Here is an 8,648-nt window from a genome sequence, read left to right on the forward strand (position 1 = left end):
TGGGAAGGGGACGATCCCTCTCAGTCGAGAAATTTAACCTATCATGAGTTGTATGAAGAAGTTCGTTGTTTTGCCAACGGTCTAGAACGGTCTAGAGAGATTAGGTGTTTCGAAGGGCGACCGTGTTTGTATTTACATACCCATGATACCGGAAGCAGTGGTGGCAATGTTGGCTTACATGCGTATCTGAGCACATTCGGTCGTGTTTGCGAGATTTTTTCCAGAGACCTTAAAGAAGAGGATTAACGATTCTGAATGTTCTATCATTATAACTGCGTGCGTTAATAAGCGAGGAGGAAAAACTATACCTTGTAAAGGCTAACGTTGATGAAATTATTGATGAATGCCTTTCTGTCAAGCACGTGATCGTTGTAAGTCGGACGAATCAGGGGATAAAAAGTAATATTCGGGATATTGAATATAAGAATTTGATTTCTAGCGAACTCCCTGAATGTCTTGCGGAACCTATGGAAGCTACAGATCCACTTTTTATTTTATATACGTCTGGTTCGACAGGAAACCCAAAGGGAATATTGCATACTCATGGAGAATATTTGTTGTATGTAACTATGCCTTTTCAATTATTTTTTAATTATCAAAAAAATGATATTTTCTAGTGTACGGGCAGATATCGGATGGATTACGGGACATTCACATTTGGTCTATGCTCCTTTAGCCAGCGGAGCAACAACGCTAATGTTTGCAGGTGTTTCGACTTACCCCAGTCCCCTCTCGTTATTGGGAAGTGATTGATAATACATGGGGTAAATATTTTTTATACAGCTCCAACAGCGATTCGAGCATTAATGCGAGAAGAAGAGGAGGTTGTTAAACACACAAGCTGTCAGACCTTAAAGCTTTTAGGCACGGTAGGCGCGAGCCCATTGATCCAGAAGCTTGGCTTTGGTATTACAATATCGTTGGAGAAAAACATTGACCTATTGTCGACACATGGTGGCAAACAGAAACCGGCGATATTATGATTGTCCCTTTGCTGGGAGTCACGCCTTTAAAACTTGGATCTGCGACATTGCTTTTTTTTGGAGTAAGAAAGGAGAAGCATCAGGCAATCTCTTAATTACTCAGCCCTGGCTATGGGACAAATGCAAACTATTTATGGAGATCCAGAACGCTAGAAAGCGCCGTATTTTCTCAATATCCTGGGATGTATTATACGGGCGATGGAGCTCACCGAGATCGGGGTGATTTTTATTAGATTAGTGGGAGTATCGATGATGTGATCAACATATCCGGACATCGATTGGATATAGCTGAGATAGAAAGCGCTTTAGTGGCGCATTTCGATATTGCAGAAGCTGCGGTAGTTGGTTTTCCTCATGAAATTAAAGGCCCAAAGTATTTTTGCTTTTGTGATGCCCAAATTTGGAATAGTCTCTGATGATCGCTTATCGGGAGAATTAATTAATTTAGTTCGCAAAAAAATTAGCCCCATCGCAACACCAGACCGCATTCAATGGGCCAAAGATTTACCTAAAACTCGGTCAGAAAAAATCATGAGACGTATTTTACGTAAAATAGTAAATGGGGAAGTTGATAGTTTCGGAGATATTTCAACGTTAGCAAATCCGGAAGCTATCCAAGCTATCGTTACTTCATATAGCTCTCATGTTGGCTGATAAAATCAAATGGCTATTCTTGAATTAATTGCATTTCTTAACAAGAAAATGTTCTAAATAAAATTTAACCATTACCTTGGTTTTCTCAATCATTTGGCACACCACTTTTGTTTTTTTCTGGAAACAATATTCCATTTAATAAACCCTAAGCTTCAGAGCGAAGAGCAAAATTACGATCCTGTTGACAACGATAGGGATTTTTTGGAACTCAGCAAATTGGTTTAATGTAGTCTTCATTTTAGCTCAAGTATCTTAACCGTGTTGCTAATTGATGATTTAATGTTTCTTGCGAAGGTTGACATCAATAATTGGGTTAAGTGGGCATTAAAAATTCTTATGAAGGTGTAGATGCTATTATTGCGATAAGAATTACTTAACTTATTAATTTTTTAAAAATATCCCATTTAAAAAAAATTCTTAATATCATTCATAAAAAAATATCTAAAATAAAAATTTTTTCTGCAATTTAGCAGACACCTTTTTTAATTTAATAAGATGGGGCATAGTCATAGGAAAAAATAAAAACGTTTTTCTATACCTTCTTGAGGAAGATAGAGATTTTTCAATATGGATTTCGTTTTGCCGATGAAATCCTATTCGTTAAGGATTAGAGTCCTTGATTGTAAAACGATAGGTTAGTTTAAATTTAAACCACTTAAATTTGGCAGCTCATGGGATTACGTAAGGAGATGCTGTGGCAGATAATATTTAGTGTTAAAGAGCTTTCCAAACATCTGCTTACCACTACCGAAAAACAGCCGTGGGTGGTCAATTAATAGCGTTTATCCTGAAATCGATTTGTGGGAGGGGGGATTGTTATTAAAGCGCTGTATAGGGGAAGAGGTACGGGTTGAAGCGGGCATATTTTCAGAAGAGCATGTAGAAATAAAGCGATTTTTATGATTCAAACATGATTCCGAAAATAAAGGGCATCGTATACCCTTAAATCTGATAGAAAATGTTCGTTGATATGCTATTTTTCCTGTTTCAAAAATAGGTATATTATTACGCTCTAAAAGCGTAGATTTATGATTTTCGTATGTGAGGTAATGATTTGAAAAAAAAGATTGAAGCCAAACAAAGATAATATTGACATTCAGATAGGTTTAGAACTTATTGATCAAGCAATTTTAAATGCTATTCCGGATGGAAAAACAATTGCTAGCCTACTTACTAATATCAGTTAAAAAAATCAGCCACTCACTCCAAAATTCTAAAATCAATTTTTGAAAAGCAACTATAATCATTAATGGAAAAATAGAAAAAATGGAAAAAAACTTCCGTCCTTTGGTGATTACTCGCTATCAAAAAGAATTAGTGGTGATTGTAGATCCCCTTACAGGCTAACTTCAGTGCATAGTATGAATTGTTTTCTCAGTCCCACGATTCAAAAAAATAGTTAATTTAAGCATGGTTTATTTAAAGACGTTGTTAGGTAGTTGCCTCGAATCAAAGCTATAGAATTTTATGTAATTTATTTCCTGCCTATCTATCCAATTGCTCATTCAAATCGCAAAGACAAAAATAATGCTCTAAGGGCTGCGTCCACCAACCCAGGAAGCCCATGGGCCATCGGGGGTGAAAAAAGAGGGGGATCATATGGTTATTCATCCCAAAATTGAACTTTACAAGATTTTAAAAATTTAGTTAAGCAGGCAAGGCAACTTAATTTAATGATAGCATTCGATTTTGCCTTACAATGCAATCCTCATCATCCTTATTTTAAAAGGGAATCCTCAATGGTTCAAAATCCGTCTGGATAGAAGCCTTCAATATGCCGAAAATCGTCCTAAAAATATGAAGATATTTATCCTTTTTATTTTGATACTAAAGGTTAGAAATCTTTATAGTAAGAATGGAAAAAAATTATTCTTTTGGATCAAAGAAGGGATCAAAATTTTTTGAGTAGATAATCCCTACACTAAATCAAATTTTTTCTAGGAGTTATTGATTTTTAAAATTAAATTAGAATACTCTGATGTTATCTTTCTAACAGAACTTTTATACGTTCTAAAATAATGTATTATTTAGTCAAATTGGGTTTTACTCAATCCTACAGCTATTTTTATTTAGCGGAGTCTTAAAGAGATATTATTCTTAAATTACTGTAATTAATTAAGTGATTCATTTCAGTTAGATTTGTAAATAATCCAATGTTTTGTTAATCTGTTGAGAGAAAAATTTTTAATTATTACTCTATCTGTGAGTTTCTTTTTTGACAAGATTCAAGATACTTGGAGCTGCAGAAATAGCGAATATAATTAGCGTCTTTAACGGATAAAACTTCTGATTTAAAAACCTCTTAGTTACAAGTAGCGCATTGGTATGAAGAAGCTTCTTTTTTCTCGACCCTTCATATAATTTCCTAAAGAATTACTTTCAATCTAAATTATAGACTAATTTTGTATTCTAGAAGAGATATCTATTTGTTAGATTTTAAATTTTATACCTCAATAAGTCTGCACATATCATGTTGCGGTATAATTTGATTTTCTTTAAGGTATGTCTGGGGAGAAATGAAGATAGGAGTAGTTACATAGAGTCCTATAAAATCAGATTCTATAAATACTGCATTCTATTCCATTCTTTTAAGAAATGGAAGTTGAAAATTGGTTTCTAAAGCTCCAATACGCAAATTTATAGGTTTATATTTTATTCTACATGTGTAAAAAAAATTCTAGTTATTTAATTATGAGCGATCTAAAGTGTTAGTTTGTTTGGTTTTTCTTTATAAAGAAGTTTTACCTTTCCTGTCTGGTTCTTTTTCCATTCTAAGGATGGAAGATGGCAATGACTAATAATTCGTTCATAAAAATCAAGAAAAGAAGAGAATGTTAGTTGTGCCTGTAATTATTCATTAATAAAGTAGCTTGAATTAGAAATATAAAATAAGAGTTTCTGTTCAAGAAATTCTTTGAAATAAAACGAGAAGCGTCTGGTAGGAAAAAACGTCACCGCTTGAGTTAACGATATATTTAGTAGAGTGGCTAATTTTTCACAATAAAATTGGTCAGAAAATAAGAAAAAAATCCTAAATTTATATTACTTTTTAAGTAATTTTAGTAAAAGGGGTTCGTAAGATTGAAAAATTTTGGAATGTTTTCTTTGCAATAATTAATTAAAGCTACTAGCCAGTGGTGAGCATAAGTTTTATATATGTGAAAAATTTTTCCTTCATAATATATCTGAAACAATAGGTACAATAGCAATGACTCTATTATCAAGCAATCTAGTTAATCATCAACCGCGTTTTGAAGTTCCCATTATTATAAAATTTTTTAATATTTAATATAAATACCTATTATGAAAGTGTTTATTCATTCAGAGTCATCGCTTCTGATGCTACGGCTTAGAATATTCAAGAGATAATAAACTAGGTTTGGATTTAATATAAATCAATTCTATGAGAATACAATAATTTAATTTTCTTTTAAATTTTTTTCATTAATATTTTAAATATTGATTATAAATATGTTTGAGAACAACGACAATGGTATGTTTAATAAGTTAGCTAAGTATGGGTTTAGGATTATCATTTTCGGTTGTTTATAAATTTTTAACTCTGTCTCTAATATATAAAATTGCCTTGTTGGAAGAAAGTTTTCTTTTCTTTAGAATATAGATATCTAATTCATGTGTCAAAACATTAGCAGAAATTATATCTTTAGTTGTTAGGTTCGGCTATAAAAGAGAAGTAAAAAGATATTTATATTCTGTATAATTTGAAGTTCTGATCTTTCCTATTTCTTTCCATTGCAATAAGATAAATAAATAATATTTGGTTAGTATATGCTAAAATAGCATGAGAGGATGGTAGTTTAAAAAAAAATTCTACAAGTGAATGCTTTAGAAAATTTGAAAGCAGATTTGAAAGAAAAAATCAACAGAAGGCTAATTGAAAATGGAATTCTTTTAACCATGAGAATATTCTATAAATTAGTTTAATTTTAGCAAAGTGGAAATTTAACTCAATTCATTCGATTACGAGATAATATTAATTAGTATTTTAAAATATAAAAATATGGCCTACAGTAGAACATAATCTAGCCTCTAAAAAATTTAAAGATAACTTTTTTATGTAATAAATAGAAAAGTAAAGAAAATGGAAAGAGTAATAATTTCTTAAATAATTTTTAATTGCATTAGATTTAAACGTGTATTATTAAAACCGATCTGATTTTCTAGCGACTGAAACATATATTAAAAAAGGCAATAAATCGATCTGATAATAATAAAAAACATGATTAGTTTATAAGAAAAATTTCTTAGATAGTCATACCAAAAAAAATTATAAAAGAGTTAGAACATATAAGAAGACTAATAGCAACCAAATTTTTTTCATAAACTGTTCTATTCGATTAATAAGATGTAGAAAATAAAATCTACTAGAGAGAATGCCTATTAAAGAAACTATAACACCTAATCAAAATGTTAATATTCCTTCCTATTGAAAAACGAAATAAAATAATATAGAGTATACTAAAATATATCAATTAATATTTAAATAGATTAAGAAATATCCATAATTAATTAGCATATAAAATCAATCATTAATTTATCTTTATAGCATCTATTATAAACAATTAAAAAAATAAAGTTTTTTCATTGGTATGAGAAAAAATTACAATATCTTATGATTCATTAAAATTTCTACCCTCTAAATTAGAATATCAAAGCTAGTTAAATAGTTGATGGGTTTGAAAAAAATATATTTTGAGAGAGCTAATGTAATGGTGCAATCAGTATTTAGAACTTTTAGTCTTATTATGCTAACTGGAGAATCAGTTGAGAATATTTTTAACCTATCTATTTGAGATTTTTTTAGTAGTTCTTTAATCCTATATTTTATTATAGGAGCTATTTTTTTATTTTTCTCCTGACACTTTAGTTACAGCTAATTTACTTCGACGATTAAGGACGAAGCTGGTATTTTATGCTTGGGTTAAAAAACCCTTCAGATGGCCAACTGATTTCGCTGTTGTTTGGTTTAAATGGATAGAAAATGTTATTTGATATCCTACGATATTATCATTTATTTCTTTGACAATTAGTTATTCAATTTCTTCAACATTAGCTACGAATAAATTTTTTTAATTGGTATCATTCTTTTCGTATTTTTAGAAATAATTTTTGTTAATTTATTCGGAATTAAATTATTTACTAGATTCAGTAATTTTTTTGTTATTACAGACTTGATGTTATCCCTAATTTTATTATTTATAACTATTATGTAGCTTTCTAAAGGTAGGGGGTGTCTCTCATTTTTTATCTCAGAAACTTTGCCACATACTAAAGAGAGTATTCTAGCGTTATTAACTAGAATTATTTATGCTTTCAGTAGCCAGGAAGTTACGCTGTATATTCTAATGAAACCTAAAAACTACATGAAACTTATCAGTTGGGGTTCTTAATCATTTCTATTCTAGTATTATTGATTTTATTTGATACTTCTTTATCAATTTCTATTTTAGACCCTTTGAGAAATTTAACCTCAATTATTATCGAAAGTATTTGTTACATTTTTATCGTTTACTATTTTAATTAGATTTTATATATTCTTTCTTTCATGTTAGTCTGGAAATATAGGTAGAATTAATAATTGGTTTATTTTGCTCATAAGGGGCTTGTTTTATGCTTTTAAAGATAAAGAAATAAATTTTTGGTTAGAACATATAAATCATAAAGATGTTCCAAGTATTTTATTAATTTTCAAGATATTATCGTAACTTTTTGAACTAAATTTTTTTGTTATTTCTGGAGTACTGGAGTAAATGCATCCCATTGCTTATTAACTCTGCCTTAACTTCTCAGATTTATATATTAATGTATATTCTCATGTTTGGTTAAGCCATTAGACTTTGCTTTCGTATGGTTGAAAGACATGATGGTTTCTTTATTCCTAGTGGATTATTTAGAAGTGATTATTTCATCTAGAAGTAGGTTTATCGCTTCTATTACTAACTTTAGATAGGATTTATTTATCTTCATTTATTTATATATTAAATTTCTCGAAAGTATCCTTAAAAAATTTAAAAATTTTTCTTAGCCTTATAAATACTGGACCAAGGATTTCAAGATTTAGTATAGGAATCGTTTTTCAATATAGAGAGATAGGAATTCTTATCTGTTTTGCTTTGAAATTAATTGAGGTTGAATAAGTCAGACTGTTTTAAAGAAATATTTATTGATAATAAGAGAAAAAATGATAAGTTTTTATATATGTGTAATTCAAATGAGTTTCAAAATTTGACAATCTAGGCAAACTCCTTAACTTGTAGCATTCGTTACGTCATTCCTTCTATCCAGCCTATTTCTTGTATCTATTTTCATTAGTCGCCTGTCGTAGAGTGTGGTGTGTTTTGCCGCTCTAGGTAAAAGCTCCTATATACAGGGATTTATAGTAGGAAAAGACTTAAATTCCATATAGCTTTCGGCTTCAGTCATAGTTATTATTAACTGGCGATATTTTATTGGGTGCATTTTCTGAAGCATTGCTAGTAAAATTATTTAACTTTTTAGTATGATAAAATAAGCAACTGTATGGCTTTATTTAGCTTGTCTTCTTTTTATTTTGTCTTATTTCTTGTGCTGTTATATATGATTTCAGGATTTTTATTTTTATTTAAGAAACAATGTAATTTGAAAAAAAGATTTATTCTTTTTCTAAATAAAATATTGAATATTATTTTTTATGTTATCTTAAATAAATGGGAAAAGTATAAGGATATAAAAATCATTATTTTTAAATCATCGGCATTATGATAAATCTTCCTGGAAAGAATTTCGAGATCAGAAATCTAATCGATTTATTACCCTATTATTTAATTATTACTATCAGAAATTTTCCAAATTTATTAAGAAATATCTTTCTAAGATACTGTGTTTGTAAAGTAAGTACTGAAAAAAACTAAGTTTATTTATTTCATTTGATAAAAATGAAATTAAAAAAAAATCTACAAGAATAAATTAAATTAGTTGATCATAAAAAAATTTCATATTGTTTGTTACAAT

At 29.6% G+C, this 8,648-nt stretch carries 5 protein-coding genes; all 5 read left to right on the forward strand.

Annotation, left to right across the window (positions count from 1 at the left end; translation table 11 throughout):
* The coding region (locus tag B1F79_RS07175; protein ID WP_285896360.1) for a hypothetical protein at positions 1 to 246 on the forward strand (246 nt) is incomplete at its 5' end.
* Between the two features lie 38 nt (positions 247 to 284).
* Positions 285 to 617 (forward strand): AMP-binding protein, encoded by a 333-nt coding sequence (locus B1F79_RS02135; protein ID WP_308159719.1) that lies wholly within the window; start codon positions 285 to 287, stop codon positions 615 to 617.
* Positions 604 to 753 (forward strand): hypothetical protein, encoded by a 150-nt coding sequence (locus B1F79_RS02140; protein WP_251365807.1) that lies wholly within the window; start codon positions 604 to 606, stop codon positions 751 to 753. Before B1F79_RS02135 ends, B1F79_RS02140 begins: the two co-directional genes overlap by 14 nt.
* A gap of 484 nt (positions 754 to 1,237) precedes the next feature.
* Positions 1,238 to 1,399: an AMP-binding enzyme gene (locus B1F79_RS02145; protein WP_251365808.1), complete on the forward strand. Its 162-nt coding sequence runs from the start codon at positions 1,238 to 1,240 to the stop codon at positions 1,397 to 1,399.
* Entirely contained in the window at positions 1,374 to 1,637 is a 264-nt protein-coding gene (locus tag B1F79_RS02150) for an AMP-binding enzyme (RefSeq protein ID WP_251365809.1), read from the forward strand. Before B1F79_RS02145 ends, B1F79_RS02150 begins: the two co-directional genes overlap by 26 nt.
* Positions 1,638 to 8,648 lie beyond the last annotated feature (7,011 nt).

The organism is Coxiella-like endosymbiont of Rhipicephalus sanguineus (genome assembly GCF_018687865.1).

What these genes read in the sequence shown, in the direction of transcription:
- B1F79_RS02140 (WP_251365807.1), top strand. Translation starts at nt 604, where the DNA reads ATGATATTTTCTAGTGTACGGGCAGATATCGGATGGATTACGGGACAT.
- B1F79_RS02150 (WP_251365809.1), top strand. Translation starts at nt 1,374, where the DNA reads ATGCCCAAATTTGGAATAGTCTCTGATGATCGCTTATCGGGAGAATTA.